19 protein-coding genes are annotated in these 21,616 nt (G+C 56.7%); 8 read left to right on the top strand and 11 right to left on the bottom strand.

Translation table 11 applies throughout. The features are described from left to right. Positions 1 to 395: 395 nt before the first annotated feature. Positions 396 to 665 carry a hypothetical protein gene (locus tag BEQ56_12075; protein AOH44139.1) on the bottom strand — a complete coding sequence of 90 codons (270 nt, stop codon included), beginning with the start codon at positions 663 to 665 and terminating at the stop codon, positions 396 to 398. 276 nt (positions 666 to 941) lie between these two features. On the opposite strand from BEQ56_12075, the gene BEQ56_12070 reads away from it, so the two are divergent. Then, positions 942 to 2,324, top strand: coding sequence for a hypothetical protein (locus BEQ56_12070; protein AOH44138.1), 1,383 nt, complete (start codon positions 942 to 944; stop codon positions 2,322 to 2,324). Between the two features lie 62 nt (positions 2,325 to 2,386). Here BEQ56_12070 and BEQ56_12065 read toward each other — a convergent pair whose 3' ends face one another. The 3 genes from BEQ56_12065 to BEQ56_12055 are packed head-to-tail and all read right to left on the bottom strand — an operon-like array spanning position 2,387 to position 5,814. Next, positions 2,387 to 3,712 carry a hypothetical protein gene (locus BEQ56_12065; protein ID AOH44137.1) on the bottom strand — a complete coding sequence of 442 codons (1,326 nt, stop codon included), beginning with the start codon at positions 3,710 to 3,712 and terminating at the stop codon, positions 2,387 to 2,389. Then, positions 3,705 to 4,490 (bottom strand): hypothetical protein, encoded by a 786-nt coding sequence (locus BEQ56_12060; GenBank protein ID AOH44136.1) that lies wholly within the window; start codon positions 4,488 to 4,490, stop codon positions 3,705 to 3,707. The genes BEQ56_12065 and BEQ56_12060 overlap by 8 nt, the downstream gene beginning before the upstream one ends. Beyond that, on the bottom strand, positions 4,465 to 5,814 hold the full coding sequence (locus BEQ56_12055) for a hypothetical protein (protein AOH44135.1): 1,350 nt from the start codon (positions 5,812 to 5,814) through the stop codon (positions 4,465 to 4,467). Before BEQ56_12055 ends, BEQ56_12060 begins: the two co-directional genes overlap by 26 nt. A 61-nt stretch (positions 5,815 to 5,875) precedes the next feature. On the opposite strand from BEQ56_12055, the gene BEQ56_12050 reads away from it, so the two are divergent. Then, a complete protein-coding gene (locus tag BEQ56_12050; GenBank protein ID AOH44134.1) occupies positions 5,876 to 7,891 on the top strand; it encodes a hypothetical protein in 2,016 nt (671 codons plus the stop codon). 5 nt (positions 7,892 to 7,896) lie between these two features. On the opposite strand, the gene BEQ56_12045 is transcribed toward BEQ56_12050, so the two are convergent. Both BEQ56_12045 and BEQ56_12040 read right to left on the bottom strand, forming a co-directional pair. Further along, a complete protein-coding gene (locus BEQ56_12045; GenBank protein ID AOH44133.1) occupies positions 7,897 to 8,289 on the bottom strand; it encodes a hypothetical protein in 393 nt (130 codons plus the stop codon). Between the two features lie 27 nt (positions 8,290 to 8,316). After that, complete coding sequence (locus BEQ56_12040) at positions 8,317 to 8,616, bottom strand: hypothetical protein (protein ID AOH44132.1); 300 nt, start codon at positions 8,614 to 8,616, stop codon at positions 8,317 to 8,319. A 359-nt stretch (positions 8,617 to 8,975) separates the two neighbouring features. On the opposite strand from BEQ56_12040, the gene BEQ56_12035 reads away from it, so the two are divergent. Both BEQ56_12035 and BEQ56_12030 read left to right on the top strand, forming a co-directional pair. After that, complete coding sequence (locus BEQ56_12035; protein ID AOH44540.1) at positions 8,976 to 9,953, top strand: ribose-phosphate pyrophosphokinase; 978 nt, start codon at positions 8,976 to 8,978, stop codon at positions 9,951 to 9,953. Between the two features lie 23 nt (positions 9,954 to 9,976). Continuing rightward, entirely contained in the window at positions 9,977 to 10,810 is an 834-nt protein-coding gene (locus BEQ56_12030) for a DNA-formamidopyrimidine glycosylase (GenBank protein ID AOH44131.1), read from the top strand. Here the strand turns inward: BEQ56_12030 and BEQ56_12025 are convergent. Continuing rightward, positions 10,807 to 11,559, bottom strand: a complete 753-nt coding sequence (locus BEQ56_12025; GenBank protein ID AOH44130.1) for a hypothetical protein — start codon at positions 11,557 to 11,559, stop codon at positions 10,807 to 10,809. The two genes, BEQ56_12030 and BEQ56_12025, sit on opposite strands and share 4 nt — an antisense overlap. Positions 11,560 to 11,632: 73 nt before the next feature. Between BEQ56_12025 and BEQ56_12020 the strand changes: the two genes are divergently transcribed. After that, positions 11,633 to 12,877: a hypothetical protein gene (locus BEQ56_12020; protein AOH44129.1), complete on the top strand. Its 1,245-nt coding sequence runs from the start codon at positions 11,633 to 11,635 to the stop codon at positions 12,875 to 12,877. Between the two features lie 86 nt (positions 12,878 to 12,963). Here BEQ56_12020 and BEQ56_12015 read toward each other — a convergent pair whose 3' ends face one another. From BEQ56_12015 to BEQ56_12000, 4 genes are read right to left on the bottom strand one after another with little or no spacing between them, the layout of a single operon-like run. Further along, positions 12,964 to 14,313, bottom strand: coding sequence for a hypothetical protein (locus tag BEQ56_12015; GenBank protein ID AOH44128.1), 1,350 nt, complete (start codon positions 14,311 to 14,313; stop codon positions 12,964 to 12,966). A 12-nt stretch (positions 14,314 to 14,325) separates the two neighbouring features. Then, positions 14,326 to 15,324 carry a hypothetical protein gene (locus BEQ56_12010; GenBank protein AOH44127.1) on the bottom strand — a complete coding sequence of 333 codons (999 nt, stop codon included), beginning with the start codon at positions 15,322 to 15,324 and terminating at the stop codon, positions 14,326 to 14,328. 6 nt (positions 15,325 to 15,330) lie between these two features. After that, on the bottom strand, positions 15,331 to 17,823 hold the full coding sequence (locus BEQ56_12005) for a hypothetical protein (GenBank protein ID AOH44126.1): 2,493 nt from the start codon (positions 17,821 to 17,823) through the stop codon (positions 15,331 to 15,333). Next, positions 17,820 to 18,608, bottom strand: coding sequence for a hypothetical protein (locus tag BEQ56_12000; protein ID AOH44125.1), 789 nt, complete (start codon positions 18,606 to 18,608; stop codon positions 17,820 to 17,822). Before BEQ56_12000 ends, BEQ56_12005 begins: the two co-directional genes overlap by 4 nt. A 97-nt stretch (positions 18,609 to 18,705) precedes the next feature. On the opposite strand from BEQ56_12000, the gene BEQ56_11995 reads away from it, so the two are divergent. From BEQ56_11995 to BEQ56_11985, 3 genes are all read left to right on the top strand, one after another. Next, positions 18,706 to 18,975, top strand: a complete 270-nt coding sequence (locus tag BEQ56_11995; GenBank protein ID AOH44124.1) for a hypothetical protein — start codon at positions 18,706 to 18,708, stop codon at positions 18,973 to 18,975. Position 18,976: 1 nt separating this feature from the next. Then, positions 18,977 to 20,413, top strand: coding sequence for a proline--tRNA ligase (locus BEQ56_11990; GenBank protein AOH44123.1), 1,437 nt, complete (start codon positions 18,977 to 18,979; stop codon positions 20,411 to 20,413). Positions 20,414 to 20,551: 138 nt separating this feature from the next. Beyond that, positions 20,552 to 21,367 carry a hypothetical protein gene (locus tag BEQ56_11985; GenBank protein AOH44122.1) on the top strand — a complete coding sequence of 272 codons (816 nt, stop codon included), beginning with the start codon at positions 20,552 to 20,554 and terminating at the stop codon, positions 21,365 to 21,367. Positions 21,368 to 21,616: the final 249 nt, after the last annotated feature.

Below are 21,616 nucleotides of genomic sequence, written 5' to 3'. Positions count from 1 at the left end.
AATACTTCCGCACCGATTTCTTCTCTCGAAAACCAAAAACTGATCAAACAACATGACTTCTTTCCGTTCTACAATTCGATTCCTTTCATCAGCTTGCGGAATATTTAAGACGTCGGCATACTGTAGCACATCATCCAATGAATATAATAAGCAAGTATTGTCAAATTCTCGCGCTGAATATATCGTAGACGCTTTGTTGATACCGGTAAAGTGTCCGAACAGGATTGGGATATGACTATTATTCGCCAACAATTGCGCAAGAAGATTATAATCTCCATCTTCAGTATAAAAACCGAGATTTTTCCTGAAAATCTTCTTATTTCAGCGCAATTCCTTTTGCCTCATAATAAACAAGCAACTTATTAAAAATAAAATTTGATATTCCGATTCCGTATTCACAATTGTCGGAAAACTGTGGCGCAGAACGTGAAAAGCCGAGACTCGCGCTCGGGATATTCTATCAAATTTAACTTTCCCGAACCAATTCGAAGATATCGGACTTTATTAAATGCAGTCGGCGTGTTACAAGCGGACTGTATCATCAATACGACGACTCGCTTCCCCGATATGCGTTTAATTCTATTAATGATGCCACGATAAAAAAGAGCGAAAATAACCATCCCTGGCGCTATTCTTCTTTTATCTTGGCCCAGGATCAAGCCCATCGCCACTTCAGGATTTCTTAATTTGCCGATGGCCTTTTTTCCCGCTGATGTTCTCCTTTTTTTGTCATTTCCCCTTAATTTTTAAAGAATGGGCCCACTTCGCGGTTTTCGCGGGCCCCACGGCTCATTCACCCGTTTCTCAGGCGGTTCGGGCATTCAAATTTACATCGAATTAACAGATTTTATTTTGCGGTACTTTGATATGATTAAGGAGATCATCCCGGAGGTTCCGGGTGCATTCCTATTCAACAGGTTTACAGCGAACGGAGCGGAAAGATGGCGAAACGTAAGAGGGAATGGCTGATCAGGGCGCTGGCGGTACTGGCGATGATCATGGGGGCGATCGGAATCCGGCCGAGGCTGGCGACGCAGGCGGATGCCGCCGTGGAAACGGGACAGGCCGTCCCGCAGATCGCAGCTGCTGAAACAGCGCAGGCTAAAGCGCAGAACCCATACGCGGGCTTACAGGTGGGCGATATGATCGAGTTCGGGTCATATGAACAGGACAATAACGAAGCGAACGGAACGGAGCTGATCGAATGGCGGGTGCTGGACGTGAGTGACGGGAACCCACTGCTGATAAGCGTATACGGGCTGGATACGAAGCCGTACAACGATTCGTATCGGTGGGTCACATGGAAGGAAAGCACGATTCGGCAGTGGCTCAACGGCGAATTCTTCCGAACGGCGTTTACACGGGAAGAGCAGGTTTTAATAAAAAAGGAACCTTTGACCACCGCCGATAACCCGGCCTACGGGACGTCGGGCGGGGGTGTGGCTAAGGACAAGGTTTTCCTGCTGAGCCTGGAAGAGGCGGAGACCTATTTATTGGATGATAACGATCGGCGGACGGAGCCGAGCGCTTACGCGAAAGCGCATGGGGCGGCGACCCATGGGACGGGAAACGGGAGCTGGTGGCTCCGAACGGCCGGATTCGACGCGGCCCGTGCGGCGTATATGAATGAGACGGGGGAGGCTGACGAATACGGGACGGTGGGGACGGATACGGATAAGATGATCCGCCCGGTCATCCGGCTTGGCTCAAGTTCAGGAGACCTGTCAGCTTTGCGGGCTGGGGACCATTTCACGTTCGGATCGTACGAGCAGGATAATTACGAAGCGAACGGACCGGAGCCGATCGAGTGGCGGGTGCTGGAGGTGAGCGGCGGGAGCGCGCTGATCGTCAGCGAGGACGCGCTGGACGTGAGAGCATACAACAAGGAATGGGTGAGCGTAACGTGGGCGGAATGCACGCTGCGGGAATGGCTGAACGGAGAATTTTACAATACGGCGTTTAACGAGGCGGAAAAGGGGCTGGTTGCGCTGACGAAGGTGGAGAACGCGGATCATCCGACGTACGGGACGAAAGGCGGGGAGGATACGGAGGATCATGTGTTCCTGCTAAGTATCGGAGAGGCAGAGCATCTTTTTACGAATGACGAGGACCGGCGGGCCTTTCCGACGGAGTACGCGATCGCGAAGCATGCGTGCGTAAACAGCGGCCTGGGCACCGTGTGGTGGTGGCTTCGTTCGCCGGGGGACTATCGTATGAACGCAGCGGGAGTCTTCGCCGATGGCTCGCTCCGCCTCATTGGCGGCAGCGTCAGCTTCGACAGCGACGCCGTCCGTCCCGCTCTCCGGCTTAAAATCACGCCGTAGTTGACATCCAGCGCAAACCAAAAAAGAGGCAGGCCGCGATTCCCAACCGGCTTCTCATCGCCTCAGGTAACCCAGATCGGATTCGAGACCAGGACCGGAAGCGGCGGCAGCCCGGGGATCAGCGCCCGATAGATTTCGGCGCGCACGAAACCGGGCGCGTCGATCGGAAAATCGATTTCCGCCGATCCGGCGCTCCCGGCGGTCAGCGCTTCCATTTCTCCCGCCGGCGTCAGGATCCTCAGCGTGTCGCCCGTTTTCAGGCGATCGACCGAAAGGTGAACCGAGCGCGTTTCCCGAGACGAAACGCAGCCGCCGATTTTTACGTCGCCGGCGCTGAGATCGATCGTCGGTCCGGAGGGTTCGAACGTGATAAAACCCGATCCGGCCCGGATCGCTGACAGGAGGTCTTCAACGCCGCGCGACCCGGCGTAGACGCCGGCCGTCGGTCCGCCGAGAAAGCTGAACGGGGTATCGCGATGATAATCGCTTCCGCCCCAGCCCGGGATCCGTTTCCCGGCGAGAAGAAGCCGGTTCCATGCCGCAATCGCGCGCAGGTTTGACGTCCGCATCGGCCCGTTCCAGACTTCGAGATAGTCATAAGGGAGCGCGTTCTGGTCGAGCTGGAACGGGACGCCTTCGTCGAACGGATGGTTGATCCCGACCGTCAGTCCGGCGTCTTTCGCAGCGCGGAAACGAGCTTGAATTTCGTCTTTGTCGTTGACCGCAAACCCGATTTCGAAGTCCCGTTCCGTGCCGAGGAAATTCGCGTGGCCGGCATAATGGGTCCATTCCACCCCGGGAATCAGCGTCACGCCGCTCGCCCCGACCGCTGCCAATTCGTCGCGGCCGACGGTCTGGTTATGATCCGTGATCGCGACGAAATCGAGCCCGGCCCGCTTCGCCTTGATCGCTAATTCGGCGGCGGTATGAACCCCGTCGGAAGCCAGCGTATGCGCGTGCAGATCGCCGAGGAATAGCCGCCGTTTTTTTAACTCGAAGCGGATCGTGTAGGTGACGTCGACGCCTTCCGGCTGGACGCGGTACGCCCCGACCAGCACGCGCCATTCTCCGGGAACGAGCGCGCAGGCGCGGTACCCGGGCGTCGCCTCGGTCTCGCTGATCGAGAAGGACGCTTTATCGGAGCCTGACGCGCCGCGCTGCCGTCCGTCCGGACCGATCAGGCCGATGTCGATAATATTCCGTTCCGCCCGCGAGACGAAAGCGCCGTTCGGGAGCGGCTGTGTTTCGAAAACGTGCCGCGGATAACGGTACTCGATCGTCATCCGTTCAACTTCGTCAGGAACCTGGAACGGGAGAGTAAAATACGTTCCAGCCCGCTCCGGATCGATCCGGAGCGGAATTTCCATCCTGTTTTCCGGCTCAGTCATGCGATCCGTCCAGCGCGGTCTTCAGGAACCATTCGATTTCGCGGTTCCAGTAACGCCAGTCATGCGCGCCGTCGCTTTCATGATACGTCAGCGGAACGTCCAGCCTGGCGCAGGCTTCCCGAAAAGCCAGGCTCAGCGGATACAGCTCATCCTGTTTCCCGCAGCAGACGGTAAGCTCCGGCAGCGTCGTTTCGCCGGCGTTCCGTTTTTCGGCCGCGTTCCTGAGCCAGACGAGCGGATCATGCTCCCCGCCGGCGAGCCTCTCCAGTCCGCCGAATAAGAGCTCGAACTCGGCGCGGCGCGGGTCAGCCGACAGCCCTTGAAGAATGCCCGCCGAGAGGACGCCGGATAAGCTGCAGGCAGCGGCGTACCGTTCCGGACAGGTCAGCGCGGCTTTGAACGCGCCATACCCGCCCATCGAGCTTCCGGCGATCAGCGTTCGTTCGCGCTTCGCCTCGATCCCGAAAACGGCGGAAAGATAGGTCGGGAGCTCTTCGGTCAGGTAGGTAAAATATTTCTGGCCGTCGCGGCGGTCGATATAGAAGCTGCGCGCGCCGGAGGGCATGACGACGATCAGGCCGCGCTCCTGGGCGAAAACCTCGATCATCGTGTACCGCTGCCAGGCGCCCGCGTCTTCGCTGAGCCCATGCAGCAGGAAGAGGACTTTCCGGTCGCGAACCGGAACGCCGCGCATGTCGCCGGGCTCGGGTATGATCAGCTGCAGCGGCGTAATGACGCCGAGGGATTCGGGTTTATGATCGATGCGAATGATTGCCATGGGACGGTTCCTCCTCAGAATCTGAAATTATGTCGACGACCGGTTCGGACGGAGCGCCGGATGGGAAATCGACCGTGAACGAAAACGCAAAACTGATCGCCATTAAGAACGCCGGGAAAACGGTCAGAAGAACCCGCGACGCGACGTCCGGACGTTCTCCCGGGTTCAGTCCGCTTTCAAACCCAAACAGGTAAAAAACGATCAGGAATGCGGCGCTGGTAAAAAGTCCGTTCAGCCGGTTCATGAAGCCTAATGCGTTTGAGATAATTCCTTCGCGGCGAACGCGATGACGCGCCTGATCCTCGTCCATGACCTTCGCACCGATCAGGTCCATCGTCGTAATGACGCCCGCGAACCCGAAGCCGACGAGCGCGCTCGCGATCGCCGCGGTCCGAATTGAATTCGCGAAGTAAAGCGGAATATAGGCGACGGTTAAAAAGCCGAGCGCCGCGCGCCAGGTCGGAACGAGGCCGAAGCGCCTGACGAGCCGCGCCCAGAGCGCGACGCTGACGATCGCGACGATCAGGACGGAGGCGAAAAGAATGGTTGACTGTGAATCGTCGAGGTTTAGCGTATACGTTACGAAGAAGGGCAGCGAAGCCAAAACGAGCGCCATCGCCGCGCTGTAGAAGGCGTTCGCCAATCCGGTCAGCCAGAATTTCCGGTTTTTGAAGAGGTCGGCGAAGCTTTTCAGGACGTTTGGTTTTTCTTCTTCCGTCGTTCCGGCGGTGTTTTCGCGCGCCGTCAGCGCCATATAGAGGATGACGGCCGCGCCGACGATCCCGTAGATCAGCGCCGTATTCTGGAATCCGATCCGCGCGGTGATCATCGGGGTCAGCGCGATCGAAATAATCATCGCGACGAGCTGGAACGCCTGACGCATGGCGTTCGTCGCCGCTCTTGAAGCGTCCGACTGGAACAGTTCGGGAAACAGCGCCCCGTAATTTGCGTTGATCACGGAATCGATCGTCCCGGTCAGGACGTAAAAAAGAAGCGCGTACAGGAACATCTCCTGACCCTGCGTTCCCGGCGGGAGCGAAAAAAAGGCGATCAGGCAGAGCGCGAGCAGCGGCGCGGCGATCACCAGCCAGGGACGACGCCGCCCCCAGCGCGTTCGCGTTCGATCGGAAAGGATCCCGTAAATCGGATTATCGATTGCGTCGATAAACGTGTAAATCAGGAGAATCGAGGACCAGTCGCGGAAGCTCAGGCCCATTCGTCCGACATAATAAATCGTCGCGTACGTTTTCAGCATGTTGATCGGGATCGATGTCCCGAACATTCCGACAGCATAATTGAATGACGCCAGGCGGTTTTTACTCATTCCAGTCCTCCGGGAATATAATTTCATTATACATGAATCAGACGGCAAAAAAAGGAAAAATATGGCGCAGAGAATTCATATTATTTTCAAAACGCATCTCGACGTCGGCTTTACGGATATGGCCGCGTCGATCCGGAAACAGTATTTTGATCGATTCATTCCGAACGCGCTGGCTTTAGCGCGGCGGAGCCGGGAAACGGATTCGCCGAACCGTTTTATCTGGACGACGGGATCCTGGTTGATATTCGAATATCTTGAAAATGCGGACGCGAAAGCCCGGAAGGAGATGGAAAACGGGATCCTTGCCGGCGATATTGCGTGGCACGGGCTCCCGTTCACGACGCATTCCGAATTGATGGACGCGGATTTATTCCGGACCGGTTTATCGCTCTCCCGCCGATTGGACGAGCGGTTCGGACAGCGAACGATCGCGGCGAAATTTACCGACGTCCCGGGGCATACGCGCGGGATTCTTCCGCTTCTCGCGGAATTCGGGATCCAGTTCCTCCAGATCGGCGTGAATCCGGGATCGACGGTTCCGTCCGTGCCTCCGCTTTTCCGCTGGCGTTCGCCCGAAGGGGCCGAGGTAATCCTGCTTTACGAAAGCGGATATGGGAACGCGTTCCCGACGCCGGACGGAAAGGAAGCGCTCTGCTTTGGGCATTCTTCCGATAACTTTGGGCCGCCGGACGAGCGCGGCGTTGCGGAGATTTATGCGAACGTGCGAAAAGCGTTCCCGAACGCGGACGCTTCGGCCTCGACGCTGGACCGGTTCGCCGGGGCGCTCATCCCGTTTCGGGAATCGCTCCCGGTCGTTACGCAGGAAATCGGCGACAGCTGGATTCATGGCGTTGGGACCGATCCGTTGAAAGTCGCAGAGTACCGCGCCCTGCTTCGGCTTCGGAAGACCTGGCGGGCAAACGCGAAGGCGGATGAGCTCGACTCGATCGATCGTTTCGAACGTGGGCTGATGATGATCCCGGAGCATACATGGGGATTGGACGAGAAAACGTTCTTAGCCGACTATGACCATTACGCCGCAGCGTCGTTTCAGGCGGCGCGATCTGGCGAGAAGTTCCGTAAATTTGAGGCTTCCTGGGCGGAGCAGCGCGCTTATATCCCGGCGGCGGTCAGCGCGTTAGCCGGGACGCCATACTATGACGAAGCGAAGCGGGAATTAGCGGCGATTCGTCCGCGAAAGGCTGACCTGACGGACTGGGAATCGTTCGATCCGGGGCATGAACTCAGCCTGGGCGGAGCGGCGGTCCGCTTTGATCCGGAATCCGGCGCGATTTTGGGATATGCGATGAAAGAAAGCGGCGCGGTTGTTGCCGATGGGGATCATCTTATCGGAGCGCTCCGGTACCAGACGTTCTCTGCCGGCGATTATGAGCGGTTCCTCGATCAATACATCCTGCCGTCCGAGCGGGTTAAAAGCTGGTCAGGCGACGATTTCGGGAAGCCGGGGATCGAACGGGCGGGCGCGGAATCGCGCTTCTGGCGGCCGGTCGTGAAGTCGGCCTGGCGCCGCGGGCGCGAAGTTCTCTTTCTTCTGGAAGGCGATCCGAAGGCTGTTGAAGCGTACGGCTGCCCGCGCGAGTTTTCGCTCCGCTGGACGTTCCCCGAACCGGGCGGCACGATCGACGCTGAAGTTCAGTGGTTCGGGAAGCAGGCCTGCCGCTTACCCGAGGCAACCTGGTTCCAGGTGAACCCGGCGGGGTCGGGGGAGGCTGACTGGGCTTTCGAGAAATTGGGAAGCTGGATTTCGCCGCTGGATGTTGTCGAAAACGGGAACCGTCATTTGCATGCGGTGGGCGCCGGCGTCGCCTGTTCGGATGGGCGGAAGCGGATTGAGATTGAGACGTTGGACGCGCCGCTTGTCGCGCCCGGCGCGCCGTCGCTGCTGGATTTTACGAATGATGAGCCGGATCTGGGAGAAGGCGTGTCGTTCAACCTGCATAATAATGTCTGGGGTACGAATTTCCCGATGTGGTTCGAGGACGACTGCCGATTCCGCTTCAGGCTGCGGATCGTGCCGGGAGAGGAAGAGAAGGTAAGTGATGCGTTTATACTGTAGTTCTGTCAGCCTTGCAGCTTCTTCCCGATTTGATATCCCTGCGTAAATCCATGAACTAAAAATAAAAGCAACAATCCAGCACAAGCAATCCCAAAAAAGATTCCGGTAATCAGCCGTGTTGGATTGTTGCTTTCGTAAACAGAAAATTTTTGGATCATCCCATCAATCAATAGCGGCAATAACAACAGAACATACATCCATACTGGCGGCGCAAAGGACATAGCTAAAATTGGACTCAAAAGGAAGCCAAATAGAATACCCGTGCAGCGCGCGCAGATTGGAAATTGAAAACCTCTATAATAAAAAGAACGATCTTTCCGCTGATGGCAGCTGAAAAAAACTGGCAGCCATCGATACGAAAAATTTACAAAAATATAGAACAGCCGCTTCAAAAGCATCAACGTTTAACGTTGATTCGAATAAAACTACAGGTTGGAAAGACCAGCAAAACCAATGCCGAGCGCGATCATAGCAATATATACAACTATCAGAACAATTACAGAAATCAAAGCTCCTTTTCCTGCAATTTTCGAATTTTTTGGCCGCGAGTCTTTCCAAACGAGGAAAAGAATCAGCCCTACGACTGGCAAACAAAAACCAAGAAGACCCCATCCGAAGCTGCCTGTATCATCTGAGGCGACAATTGTTTGCTGTTGCACGCCACATTTTGGACATATAACTGCCTTATCATCAATTGCCTGACCACAATTCTTGCAATACGCCATAAATGCCTCCATTATTATATAAATATAGTTGTAAAAAAATTGAATTTTCTCCGACCTTTCCTGCAGGTTCGAAAAAGTCGGAAACGTATATATCTATTTTACCAGAGAATTGCAATAGATGTGATCTGAAAAATCAGGCAAAACGCTGTCAATGTAAGTTTGTAAATTGTCAAAACTACCATATTCGTAAGCGGTCCTGCAATCTACATATGCTGACAATCTCCTTATAGAAATAACGATTTGTCCGGTCCGAAACGATCATCCAGTTTCCGGGTGCTATAATGTTCTTCTAAGCACAAAACGGATGATTGAGTGGGGAAATCAAGAATCCTGCGGAGTTTGGGGAGAAACGCATGCTTATGACACGACATGACCTGATGTACGGGGATATTAAGTTATTCAGTGGAACGTCCAACCAGGGTTTATCGCAGGGGATCGCCTCTTATTTGAATACAAAGCTTTGTCCGGTGACGATAAAAGAATTTAAAAACGAGAACCTTTTCGTTCAGCTGGGCTGCAGCGTCCGAGGGCAGGACTGCTACGCGATTCAGACGACCTCTGCCCCGGTCCATCGCAACCTGATGGAGCTGTTGATGCTGATTCAGGCGCTGCGCCTCGATTCGGCGGCGCGGATTACCGCCGTGATCCCGTATCTCTGCTACGCGCGGTCGGATAAAAAGGATCAGCCGCGGATCCCGATTACGGCTCGGCTGGTGACCGACATGATCGAAGTCGCGGGCGCCGACCGGTACATGTGCGTCGATCTTCACGCCGGACAGATTCAGGGCTTCTTCGGAATCCCCGGAGACGCGCTGACCGCTTATCATAAGATGGTCGAGAACCTGAAATCGATGATGAAGACGATGAAGGATCCGGTCGTCGTCTCGACCGATCTGGGCTTCGCGAAGCGGGCGAGGAACTTTGCTGAACGGCTGCATACGCCGCTGGCCTTTATCGAAAAACGCCGGATCGGCAATAACGACGGCACGGAAGCGCTTTCGATTATCGGCGAGGTCAATGGTCATGACGTTATCCTCGCGGACGACGAAATCGATACCGGCGGTTCGATGTGCAACGCGATCGAGCTGGTCAGAAAATTAGGCGCGCGCGACGTTTACGTCAACTTTGTTCATCCGATCCTGTCGGGGAACGCGGCCGAACGGTTAGGCGCGCTCGACGTCAAGCGCTTTATCACGACCGATACCGTCGCGATTCCGGACGAGAAGAGAGCGTTTTTCGGTAACCGGCTCCAGGTTCTGACCATGTCCTACCTGCTGGGCGAAGTTATTTCGCGGGCCAACCGTGGCGTCTCCGTCGGGAGCATGTTCAACGAATAAAGCGCAGTCAGAAAAAACGGCCGATGCCGGAATTACCGGAAGTTGAAACCTTCGTAAAGTCCTTAACCTCGGGCGGGATGACAGGGTCGCCGATCCTGAACCGTCCGATTTTATTTGCTTCGCTGTATTGGGAAAAGACGCTCGCGGCGCAGGACGCCGGCGATTTTACCGCATGGTTCGTGGGGAAATCGGTCGCGGAAGTGACCCGCCGCGGAAAATACCTGATGCTGCGGATCGACGACCGTTTCCTGCTGATTCATTTGCGCATGAGCGGCGATTTGCGGACCGTTCCGGCGACCGGCGCGATCGGGAGGCATGACCGTTTTTCGCTGACCTTCGTCGACGGCGAGCGCCTCGTTTTCCGTGACCCGCGGAAATTCGGGCGGATCTGGCTGACGCAGGGTCCGGAAACGATTCTCGCGAAGCTGGGCGTCGAACCGCTTTCAGGGGCGCTGACGGCGGACTACCTGCGCGTCGGGTTCACGAAAAGCGCGCGGCCGGTTAAATCGCTTCTCCTCGATCAGGGGTTTATCGCGGGATTGGGCAATATTTATACGGACGAAGCGCTTTTTCGCGCGGGGATTCATCCACAAACGCCGGCGAACCGCGTTGCCGGGCTGGGGATCGAACGGATTGAGGCGCTCCGGCGCGCGATTCAGGACACGCTTTCCGAAGGGATCCGCCGGAACGGCGCCAGTTTCGATTGGGTCTATCGCGGCGGCGATTTTCAGAATTATTTCAGCGTCTATGGTAAAAAAGGCGAATCCTGTCCGCGCTGCGGGGCTGAAATCGAGCGGATCGTCGTCGGTCAGCGCGGAACGCATTTCTGCCCCCGCTGCCAGCCGCCCCTGATTTAGCGGATCATCAGGTCAAGAACTTCTTCTAATAACGTAATATCGTCCAGCAGGAAATCCGCGTGAACGTCGGGAAGGATAACCTGATCGGTTTTCGCGTACCGCGTCGCCCAAACAGCCCGCATCCCCATCCGTTTCGCGCCGAGAATATCGGCGATAAACGTATCTCCGATCATGACGGTGTCCCCGGCTTCGACCCCGGCGTTTTTCAGCGCGGCCTCGAAAATCTCCCGGCGCGGTTTTCTGAATCCGATCGCGGCCGAGATATTGACCGACGTAAAAAAATCGCTGAGCCGATGCGACTGGAGCTGCGTCAGGACATCCTGAATCGAGCTGGCGTTCGAAATCAGCCCGAGCGTATGCCCCTTCTGGCGAAGCTTCCCGAGAAGCTCGGGTACGCCGTCGATAAGATACCAGTTGGATTGCGTATACGCGTAGAAAGCCTGGATCGCGGCATGAATATCCTTCGCTGGTAAATCCGTGAACCCGAACTCTTCAAGCGTCTGTATGAAAATCTGCTCGGCGCTATGCTCGATATGGTCCCCGTCCCGGATCGCGTAATATCGGGTCAGGTTGTGATAATGGGCGGCGGCGAGATCGTTCGGCCGGATCAGGTATCCGAGCTCGGCGAACGCGGCGGCGGCATGGACGCAGGCAATTTTGATATTCTCATCGCCGGGGTCCAGACTGTACAAAAGCGTGTTCCCCAGGTCAAAAAAAAGGGTCATCGGTTTCAAAAAAATGATCTCCAATCGGATTCCGTTGAATTTCCTTTATTATAGCCAACCGCATGCGTTCGCGCGCTTTGGTACAATGGAAAAACTGATGAGCATGACGGAGGAAGAAATGACGGAGGAACGTTGCGATTCGACGACGCCTTATGGAGGGCGGGGCCGTTATATCGCATGGGCAAAGGATCATGGACGGACGGTCCGGCGGCTGCTGACGCTGGCGCTGGGATCGCGGCTGCTCCTGATCCTGGCGGGCTGGATCGCGAATTATTATCCGAAAAACCCGACGTACCAGCGCTATATCGATCAGGGATTTCAGTTCACCCCGCGCTGGCTGATCGACATGTGGTGCCGCTGGGATTCGTCCTGGTATTTATCGATCGCCGGCGGCGGCTACAGCGCGGGAGAATCGCTGGGGAACGCCTACTCGAACATGGCGTTTTTTCCGCTCTATCCAGATCTGGTCAGGCTGCTGACGGTCTGGCTCCCGTCTTCGGTTCAATCGCCCGCTCTGCTGCTGACGGCGGGGTTGGCGATTTCGAATCTCTGCTTCTTTGCGTCGATTGTGCTGCTGTATGCATTGACGCTGCGCCTGACCGGCGAGGAAGCCGTCGCCGGACGGACGGCGCTGCTGACGGTCTGTCTTCCGGCGGCGTATATTTTTTCCGCGTTCTACACGGAAAGTTTATTTTTCTTCCTGAGCCTGTGCGTCTGCGTCGCGGCGGAACGGGACCGATGGGCGCTGTCGGCGGTTTTCGCGGCGCTGGCGGCGCTGACGCGGGCGAACGGATTCGTGATCGTTCTTGTTCCGGCCTGGATTTACATGTCGCGGCGCGAGTGGGATTTTCGGAGACTGGGCTGGCGCTGGACGTGGTTCCTTCTCGTCCCGCTGGCGATCGCGGCGCATTTTTTCACGCTTTACCTGAAGACCGGGAATTTTTTCGCCTTCTTCATGGCTCAGAAAGCCTGGGCGCGCGGGACGGTCAGCCCGATCGGGATTCTTCGCGAGTCGATCGACGCGCTGCGCGATCCGTCGCCGCAGCTCGCGATCCTCGATCGGGCGGCGTTCCTCGCGTACCTGACGATCAGCGCATGGGCGATCTGGCGGGAGAAGACGCTCCGCGCATACGCCGTTTACGCGACCGGCTTGATGCTGGCGTATGGCGCGTCAGGGCTGATGTATTCGATGACGCGGTATACGCTCGTCGTTTTCCCAGCGGCGATTTTCGCGTCGCTGCGGATCCGTAATGAAGAAGCGTTCCGCTGGCTCTGCGCCGCGCTGGCCGTGATCCAGACGCTGCTCTGGATCGGATGGACGAATTATTACTGGATCTGCTGACCGGCCTTTCGGAATTCTTAAGGTACATCAGTGGAGAAGCAGCGAAGCGCCAACGGAGAGCCGGAGGCTGTGCGGATCTTCCCTATTTAATCCGGATTCAGCATCGGGAACGACTGGACCCAGTTATAACCGCCGTCTGTCGACTTGACGAACGCAGCGCGCCCCTGAAAATCGACGATCCCGAACCCGATCGCCGGCGTGATAAATTGAAGCCTGCTGTCCCACGCGGTATTGGCGATCGTCATCCAGGTTGAGCCGCCGTCCTGCGTCGTCAGGATTTTGAACGGGAACGACGGATCTTCGCCGTCGTTCGGAACGGAGTACCAGCCCTGATAAATCCCGTAAAAGGTCAGGTGACCGACTGCGGCCGGGAGTTTATAGGAAAGCCAGGTCGCGCCGCTGTCGTATGTCCAGTACACAAAAGCGATCTGGCCGTCGATCGATCCCCCGCGGCAGGCGACCCGCGACCAGGCGTACTGATAAAGAATATCGACAAAAACCGGAACGGACATCTCGCAGGAATACATCCCGCTGGTGAACAGGTCGGACGGAACGCCGTCCCCGACCGGGTCGGGAAGCGGTACCGCCGCCCACCTGTTCCCCCCGTCTTTCGTCTGATACAGCATCGTTCCCGGCGAGTCGCTCGGATTCGTTCCGCTGATCCAGCCTTCGGCGGCGTTTCGGAAAACCGCGCCATTTTTAATTCCTTTCGGCGGCATGTTGGTTGAATCGGAGGAAATCATCATGTTCCAGCTGTCGCCGCCGTTGACGGTCGTGTACAGCCCGACGAATTGAAGATCGGAGGTCCGGCTCAGCGTCGCGAAAATCCAGCCGAACTGCGGCGTCAGAAAACGGATTTTGACGTCGCTGAATTGTTGGAGCGTGTACCCTTCGATCGGAAGGTCAAACGGGGTCCAGCTCGCCCCCGCGTCGCGCGTCCGGTAGACCTGTACGCCGCGTTCGGGCGTCCAGCGATCGGTCTCCCAGTAAAGGATAAACGCCTGATTCGCGTCGATGAAGTAAGCGGCGGGTTCGAGGTTCCGTCCGAGGTTATCGTAAATCAGCTCCGGCGGCGTTACGTTTTCCCAGGTCTCCCCGCCGTCGACGGTCCGGACAATTAGCTTGCCGATTCCGTTCGGGAGATGGGCGATTGCCCAGCCAATCCCGCCGTCGATCATGCGGACGTCAAGAATATCGACCGCGGTCTGGGCCGTTACCGGCGTTGGCGCAAGATGAATCGGCGGGGTACTCGTCGCCAGCGCGTCAAGGAGCGGAAGCGCCTGCCGCGAGACCGGGGTCGCGGTCCGGAAGGGCGTCGGCGTCAGGACAGTCGGAAGAACCGGCTGAAGATCATATATTTCAACTGTACAGCCGCAGAGAGCGATCACGGCCAGGAAAATCAGGATCAACGAAAGAGCTTTTCTTCTCGCGGTCAAGCGCGGCCTCCTTTATTCGCTCGTTCCGCGTCCGTCTTTTCTTCGAACGCGGAGCGGAAGGATTTTTGTCGGGTGATTGAACGGGGCGGGATCGGCGGGAAGCTTTGCGGACGCGCAGCGTCCGATAAAGGATTCAGGGACCGGGATCGGAGGGAGCGCGGTTATATACTGGCCTGGGAGGCGCGACCGGATTTCGGATAAGAACGCCGCTCCCGAAAGGTAAAGCGCGTTATTCACGACGATCAGCGTCCCGCCGTCGGCGACGAGCGGGCGCGCTTTATTGATCAACGCGATAAAAGAACGCTCCTGATCGACGCGTCCCCGCCCGGTCAACGAAAAAAACGGCGGATCGAGGATGACGATATCGAAGCGTTTTCCGGCCCTTCGATACGCGGTCGTCAGCGCGAAGAAGTCGGCGGCGACGTTTTCATGTCGGCTTGGGCTGATCCCCGCGCGTTCGGCTTCGTCTTCGCAGATTTTCAGAAATGCGGGATTCAGGTCGGTCTGGACGACTTTCCGAGCGCCGCCGGCGAGCGCCGCCAGCCCGAGCGATCCGGTATAGGCGAAGGTATTTAATACGGTTTTTCCGCCTGAATTCTCGATCATGTACTTTCGCAGTAACGTCGTGTCGAGATAAAACGAACAGTCCTGATTCAGCGTCAACCGGATCGGATAGCTGACGCCGAATTCGCGGACCCGTTCGCAGCCTTTTTCTCCGAACAGGAAAACGCCGTTCCGCTCGCGCTGAGCCTTTGAAAAGCGCTCTTTCAGCAGGATCGCGCCGACGGTCGGATCGGAATGGAACGTCTCTATCAGCGCGTTTCGGATCGCCGGATCGAGCCCGCTTTTCGCGAAGGACTGGAAAACGATCGTATCGCCGTAACGGTCGATCGAAAGCGGCGGATAACCTTCGTAAAACCCGTTGAAAAGGCGGACGGCTCCGTCCGGCGCGGCGCTCCTGAGCCGGAGCGCGGAGAGAATCAGCGGCATTGCGTCTTCTGGAACCATGATTTAAGTTTACACGAAGCCGTCAGCTTTGGGGTCCATGGGCTCGGATTTCTTTCGCTCCATGAACGCGGCGATCAGCAGCAGCGCGATCCCCGCGAACGACAGCGCGGCGCCGGTCCGGAATCCCGGCGGCGTGTAGCGCAGCTCGACGACATGCGTTCCGGGGTCGGCCTGGATCATCATGAAATAATTCAGCGCGGGGATCAGGAGCCGTTCCTCGCCGTCGACGTACGCTTTCCAGCCCTCGTCGTAAAGGATCGAGAAAAACAGGTACGGCGTTTCGGCGTCGCCGGTGAATCGCGCGCGCAGCTGCGACGGGCGGATTTTTTCGACCGGGACGCCGCGCGGCTGAATGACGCCCGCGTAGCGGCCGAGGACGTCAAGGGATTCGCTGTAGAAAACGCGATTGCCGGCGGGATCCGCGGAATTGGGATCCGGATGGGAGGTCACGCGAACGTTTTCCCCCTGTTGGATCGTCCCGAGAAGGTAAGATTCGTCGGGAAATACCTGAATCGTTTGCGGCCCCGCGGCGGATTCGATCAGGTTCGGTTCGATTTCCTGATTTTCAACGTACATGTAAACCGGGGCGATTTGACGCGGACGAAAATTCCAGATCGTTTCACCGTCGGATTCCGGCGTTTTTTCGCTTTCGACCGCTTCGTAAATCGGCCCGAAATCTTCGCCGGATATGGCCTTGAACGCAGCGTTCAGGTTCTCGTATGGGAGATGGGTAAGAATAACGCTGCGAATAATCGAGCTGGGAGCGGAAAAAGCGATCGGAAGCGCGTTGGGATTCATGGATATTTCCGTCGCGCTTTTCAACGTCGCTTCGATCCCGAAAAGCGAGAGCGTCGCGGCGGGAACGCCCTCCGTGACGGTCGTCCAGTAGTGCCGCTGCGGAACGCCGAAAATCCGGAGCGGAAATAAATAATCAGCGTAGCTTACCGTTGAAGAATAATGCGTGAGTCCCTGATATCCGAGCCGCATCGGGTCGTTGCTGTCGCGGATATCCAGATTTTCGATCCTGAATAAATCGGTCCGACCTTTCGCGACGGGATCCAGCAGCGCGGAAAAAGCCCGGATCCGTTCGCGATACGGTTCCGCGGGGTTGGGGTCGGTCAGGTTTGGACCGAGGATCGTCGACGCATGCAGATATAGATTCATCAGGACGACGACGGAGACGGCGGGCAGGAACGCCCGCCCGAGCTTCCCGCGCAGCGTTTCGGCAAGCATGAAAAAAAGGAGAAACGCCGATTCAATCAAGGTCAGGCGCAGGCTCGCGAGATGAAACCCGGTCAGGAGCGGCAGCCAGCAGGCGACGGCAAGGATCCCGCTGAGAAGGAGCCGTTTTCCGGACGGCGCCCGTTCGTCCGTGGGGAATCTCAGCGCCGCCGCGCGAATGAGCCAGAAGCTGAAAAGAAACGAGTAGCGGTAAGGCCACCAGACCGGCTCGGCGAATCCATGCCAGACGCGGTTCAGCCCATAGCTCCAAAAGCTGATCCAGAGGAAAAGCAGCATGCCCGCCGTCAGCAGCCGTTCTTTTCGGGTCACGGCGTCCGCGGTAAGATAGAGCAGAAAATAAACGGTTATCAGCGCGCCGCTGTAAATTCCGGGCAGTCCGTATCGAAATTCCATCGTGTCATACGCGCCCGGCAGGTTTTTCCCGAGCAGGCTGAAAAAACTGAAATTGGAAATCTTTTGCGTCCAGGGGATATTCGTATCCTTCGGAAGCGCGGACAACCCCGCCGCGACCGGAACGAGGATGATCGAGGCACAGAGCGCGGCAAGAAGCGAACCGGCGATAAAACGGCGCAGCGCGCCCCGGTTCGACCGCTTCCCGTTTCCTGAGCGATTCAAAATCCTGAACAGGAAGTACAGTACCGCGAAAATACAGATCATCCAGCCGATATAAAACTGGATCAACAGCATGAACCCCAGCGCGAGCGCGTAGCCGAGGAAGGATTTCCGTTCGAAGATATCCTCGATCCCGATCAGGACGAGCGGGAGCATGACGACGCCGTCGATAAAAAAGTAATTCTCAGCGCAGACGAGCGTATACGTCATCAGCGCGTACGACGTCGAAAAGAGCAGCGTTCCCCAGCCGAACGAGGACGGCCTGATCCGCCGCAGGTACAGGTTCATCGTCAGCCCCGCCAGCCCCAAGCGGATAAGGATAAAAAACGTCAGTGCCTGGGGAATGTCTTCTGCTGGAATGAGCGCCATGAGCCAGTTGAACGGGTTGGCAAGGTAGTAAGTATAAAGAAAATAAAAATTCCCGCCGCCGTTCATCGAGAACGAATAAAACAGGTCGTTTTCGCCCAGAAGGATTGAACGCAGGTAAGTTAAAAAGGCGCTGTACTGGCTGTTCATATCGGCGCGCAGGAAGGTCCCTTCGCCAAACGGATATACGCCGAGGTTCATCAATACAAGGATCAGCAGGATGACCGGCGCAAAAAAAGCGCTGATGAGAATAGCGGGTGAACGGTCGCGAAGCTGTTTCATGTCGAATTTTTTTGGAAAAGACGGACGGTCAACGCCGCGAGGATCGGAAACAGGACGGATCCAATCGCGATCGTTTCCGCTGAAAACGCGGCCACGCGATGCAGCCGCAGCGCATGCCGACCGAAAACCGGCGTCGGGTCCGTGAAATTTCCGTTGATCGAGTAGAAAGATCTTTTCCCGTTCTGCCGCAGCGCGATGAGCGCGTCGCCCCCGATCGTGCGAAAGCTGAGAACCGGAAAGCCGTCGTGCGGCCCGAGGTTCAGGAATCGGAGCGCGGCCCCCTTCTCGTTCGTACGCAGGATTCCCGCTTCGCTGACCGTCCAGCTTCCGGTTGCGCTGAAATCGTTATAGCTGATATCCCGGAGGGAGCGCGGCGTATCTTCGCCGTCTTTCGAAATCCCGTCGCTCCAGTACGCCCAATACAGCTCGATTTCCGTCCCCGGTTCGAGATCGAGAATTTCCGCCTGGACGCCGGTCAGCAGGAAGAGCTGAGCCGGAAGCGGGATCAGCCGGAAAATCATGACGCCGAGCGCGACCGCCACGGCGCCGCTTGCGGCAATGACGTTTTCTTTCGCGGCGATATCGACGTTTCGCAGCAGGAACATCGAGACTGCGAAGACTCCGACGAATCCGGCGGCGGCGAAGAGGATTTCCCTCCCGCCGATTCGTTCGTCGCGCAGCGCGACCACGATCAGGAAGAGAAGCGCTGCTCCGAGCGCGGCGAGGAAAGAAACTCCGACGCGTTTCAGCGCCGATCGGGACAGGGCAAAGCGAGGTTGGATCATGAATTTATTTTACCGTGGTTTGGATTTTTTATCGTCCGTCAGGCATGACGCGTTCGGTCGGACGGGAAAGCGGCGGGTAATGGTAGAATGATTGGGAATGATCATTCTTGAAAAGGGTTTGACGGGGAAATTACGGGAAATCATGGAAGAAAGCGATTTTTTAGCGATATTTTGGGATGGGATTCTCTCCCGCGACGCAGCGCAGATCCAATCGGCGTTCAACGCGGTTTCGGAAGCGGAACGGGATGACTGCCTGACGCATTTGCGGTCGATGATCGCCGACGCCGAATATCTTTCGGGTCAGCGCGAATCTGCGCGGGTCGCGCTCGAAGTCCTGACCGCGTCAAACGACAAGACGGGAAATTGAAATGGCTGATGAAAAATTAACGCCGCAGGCGGAAAACTTTTCCGAATGGTATAACCAGGTCGTCTTACGCGCGGATCTGGCGGATTATTCGCCCGTTCGCGGCTGCATGGTTGTGAAACCGTATGGGTGGGCGCTTTGGGAGAATATTCAGGCGAATCTCGATCGCCGCTTTAAAGAAACGGGGCATGTCAACGCCGCGTTCCCGATGCTGATTCCGAAGAGCTTCTTCGAAAAAGAGAAGGAGCATGTCGAAGGGTTTTCGCCGGAATTAGCGGTCGTTACCGTCGGCGGCGGCCAGACGCTGGAAGAGCCGCTCGTGATCCGGCCGACGTCCGAAACGATTATCGGGCATATGTACGCGAAATGGATCAGGAGTTATCGCGATTTACCGCTGCTGATTAATCAATGGGCGAACGTCGTCCGCTGGGAAATGCGGACGCGGTTGTTCCTGCGGACGCTTGAATTTTATTGGCAGGAGGGGCATACCGCCCACGCGACGCCGGAGGAGGCGCAGGAAGAAACGCTGCGCATGCTGGACCTGTACGCAGATTTCGCGACGAACGAAGCGGCGGTCCCGGTTTTCAAAGGCGTCAAGTCCGAATCGGAGAAATTCGCCGGCGCGGTGAATACTTATTCGATCGAAGCCATGATGGGCGATACGAAAGCGCTTCAGGCGGGAACGAGCCATAATCTTGGGCAGAATTTCGCGAAGGCGTTCGATATTAAATATCTGGATCAGAATAATACGCAGCAGTATTGCTGGACGACGTCCTGGGGGATTTCAACGCGGTTCGTCGGCGCGATTATCATGGCGCATGGCGATGATAACGGGTTGATCCTTCCGCCGCGGCTCGCCCCTTATCAGGTCGTCATCGTTCCGATTTATAAAAACGACGCGGAACGAGCCGCCGTTTTGGAAACGGTCGAACGCGTTCGGAAGGGACTTAACGGTTTCCGCGTCAAGGTCGACGATCGGCCCGAGGTCACGCCGGGTTATAAATATCATGAATGGGAGCTGCGCGGGGTTCCGCTTCGGCTCGAAATCGGACCGAAGGACGTCCAGAAGAATTCGGTCATGGCGGCGCGCCGCGATATCCCGGGCCGTGACGGAAAATTGATCCTGTCGCAGGAGAATTTAGCACCTCAGGTTCAGGAGCTTCTGGATACGATTCAGGCGGCGATGCTCCGGCGCGCGACGGAGTTCCGCGACGCGAATATTCATGAGGTTTCGACCTATGACGAGCTGAAGGAAACCGTTGAAATCGGCTGGGCGAGCGCGTATTGGTGCGGCTGCGCTGAATGCGAAGCGAAAATCAAGGAGGATACGAAGGCGACAAGCCGCTGTAAGCCGTTCGATCAGGAGCGTGGGCAAAAAGGGGCGTGCGTCGTCTGTGGAAAGGACGCGGATTCCCGGACGTTCTTTTCAAAAGCATATTAACAATCTTTCCAGCAAGCTTTCCAGGAGAAAGCGGACGGACGCTCCGCTTTCTCCTGAAGTCTCGAAGTTCCCCATCCTTTCCATGGATTCCTGTCAGCTTCAGAACGTTCGTCCAACCGAAGAAAGGAGCGCGTGGATATGACCGCCGTCAACCTCCTTCAGCTCCGTAAAGAAATTAACGCGCTGATGTGGAATTTCACCGACCCGGACGCGTTTGAAAAAACGCTTCTCGAACTGTTTGAAAAGTATCGAACGGCGCGGAACCCGGCAGGGACCGCTATCCTGCTCACGGCGCATTCGGCGGAACTGAACGTTCCGCTGATCGTGCTTCGCGAGCTCGAGATCGCGTTGTTCCAGACGGTCGCGGATCATCCGGACGCCGCGCTTCAGCTGAGCGATCGGATGATGACGACCGGCGCGCCGGAAATTCGCACGATCGGCGCGCGTATTCTGGGGCTGGCTCCGATCGGGTACAGCAACGACGTTTTCCAGCGCATCGAGGCCTGGTCGCGGATGGGTTTCGACACGGGCGAGCTCCGCGTTTTTATTCGCAGCGCGGGCAGCCTTGTTCGGCAGGCAGATTCTGAACGGCTTCTGGATCAGGCGCGCAGCTGGGTTTTATCGAACGAAAAAAAGGATCAGGAGCTTGGCGTTGAGACGCTGATTTTCCTGATTGAGTTCGACGGGTTCCAGAATCTTCCAGTTGTCTTTTCGCTGCTGGAAAAGCTGCTCCGGACCGGGCCGACGACGATGCAGCCCGAATTATTGGAGCTGACGACGAAGCTGCTGGATCGTTCGCCGATCGAGACGTCGTATACGATCCGATTAATTTTAGAGAGCGAGACGCCGGGCGTCATGACGCCCCGGATCGCGCGGAAGCTGCTGACCGAGTTTACCGAACCGTCGCGCGCCGCGATTCAAAAGCTGCTCCGGCTTCAGAGCGGAAGGGCGTAACGGTGCTTTCGGGATGTTCAGGGCAGGGAAACGCAGCCGTGTGGGACGGTGAGTTGTCAGAGTAAACGCAGCCCTGTTTTCTACTTTACCGTTGCATTAAGTTTTCTAACTTCCTACAGGTAAAGAAGCAAGAGTTAGATCAATGAAAACGTGTTAAAAAATATTTGTCAATTATAATAAAAATGCAGCGGCATAGATTTACTGTGTCGCTGCGCCCGCACACATTTTAAGATGATCTTGCTGTAAATT

Source organism: Anaerolineaceae bacterium oral taxon 439 (assembly GCA_001717545.1).
Lineage (GTDB): Bacteria > Chloroflexota > Anaerolineae > Anaerolineales > Anaerolineaceae > Flexilinea.
Note: the sequence above shows the minus strand (reverse complement) of the source record. Positions and strands in the feature narration are given on the sequence as shown.

Bases quoted from the DNA above. Each gene is read 5' to 3' on its own strand.
- BEQ56_12075 (AOH44139.1), bottom strand. From the start codon at position 665: ATGGGCTTGATCCTGGGCCAAGATAAAAGAAGAATAGCGCCAGGGATG.
- BEQ56_12070 (AOH44138.1), top strand. From the start codon at position 942: ATGGCGAAACGTAAGAGGGAATGGCTGATCAGGGCGCTGGCGGTACTG.
- BEQ56_12065 (AOH44137.1), bottom strand. From the start codon at position 3,712: ATGACTGAGCCGGAAAACAGGATGGAAATTCCGCTCCGGATCGATCCG.
- BEQ56_12060 (AOH44136.1), bottom strand. From the start codon at position 4,490: ATGGCAATCATTCGCATCGATCATAAACCCGAATCCCTCGGCGTCATT.
- BEQ56_12055 (AOH44135.1), bottom strand. From the start codon at position 5,814: ATGAGTAAAAACCGCCTGGCGTCATTCAATTATGCTGTCGGAATGTTC.
- BEQ56_12050 (AOH44134.1), top strand. From the start codon at position 5,876: ATGGCGCAGAGAATTCATATTATTTTCAAAACGCATCTCGACGTCGGC.
- BEQ56_12045 (AOH44133.1), bottom strand. From the start codon at position 8,289: ATGCTTTTGAAGCGGCTGTTCTATATTTTTGTAAATTTTTCGTATCGA.
- BEQ56_12040 (AOH44132.1), bottom strand. From the start codon at position 8,616: ATGGCGTATTGCAAGAATTGTGGTCAGGCAATTGATGATAAGGCAGTT.
- BEQ56_12035 (AOH44540.1), top strand. From the start codon at position 8,976: ATGACACGACATGACCTGATGTACGGGGATATTAAGTTATTCAGTGGA.
- BEQ56_12030 (AOH44131.1), top strand. From the start codon at position 9,977: ATGCCGGAATTACCGGAAGTTGAAACCTTCGTAAAGTCCTTAACCTCG.
- BEQ56_12020 (AOH44129.1), top strand. From the start codon at position 11,633: ATGAGCATGACGGAGGAAGAAATGACGGAGGAACGTTGCGATTCGACG.
- BEQ56_12005 (AOH44126.1), bottom strand. From the start codon at position 17,823: ATGAAACAGCTTCGCGACCGTTCACCCGCTATTCTCATCAGCGCTTTT.
- BEQ56_12000 (AOH44125.1), bottom strand. From the start codon at position 18,608: ATGATCCAACCTCGCTTTGCCCTGTCCCGATCGGCGCTGAAACGCGTC.
- BEQ56_11995 (AOH44124.1), top strand. From the start codon at position 18,706: ATGATCATTCTTGAAAAGGGTTTGACGGGGAAATTACGGGAAATCATG.
- BEQ56_11990 (AOH44123.1), top strand. From the start codon at position 18,977: ATGGCTGATGAAAAATTAACGCCGCAGGCGGAAAACTTTTCCGAATGG.
- BEQ56_11985 (AOH44122.1), top strand. From the start codon at position 20,552: ATGACCGCCGTCAACCTCCTTCAGCTCCGTAAAGAAATTAACGCGCTG.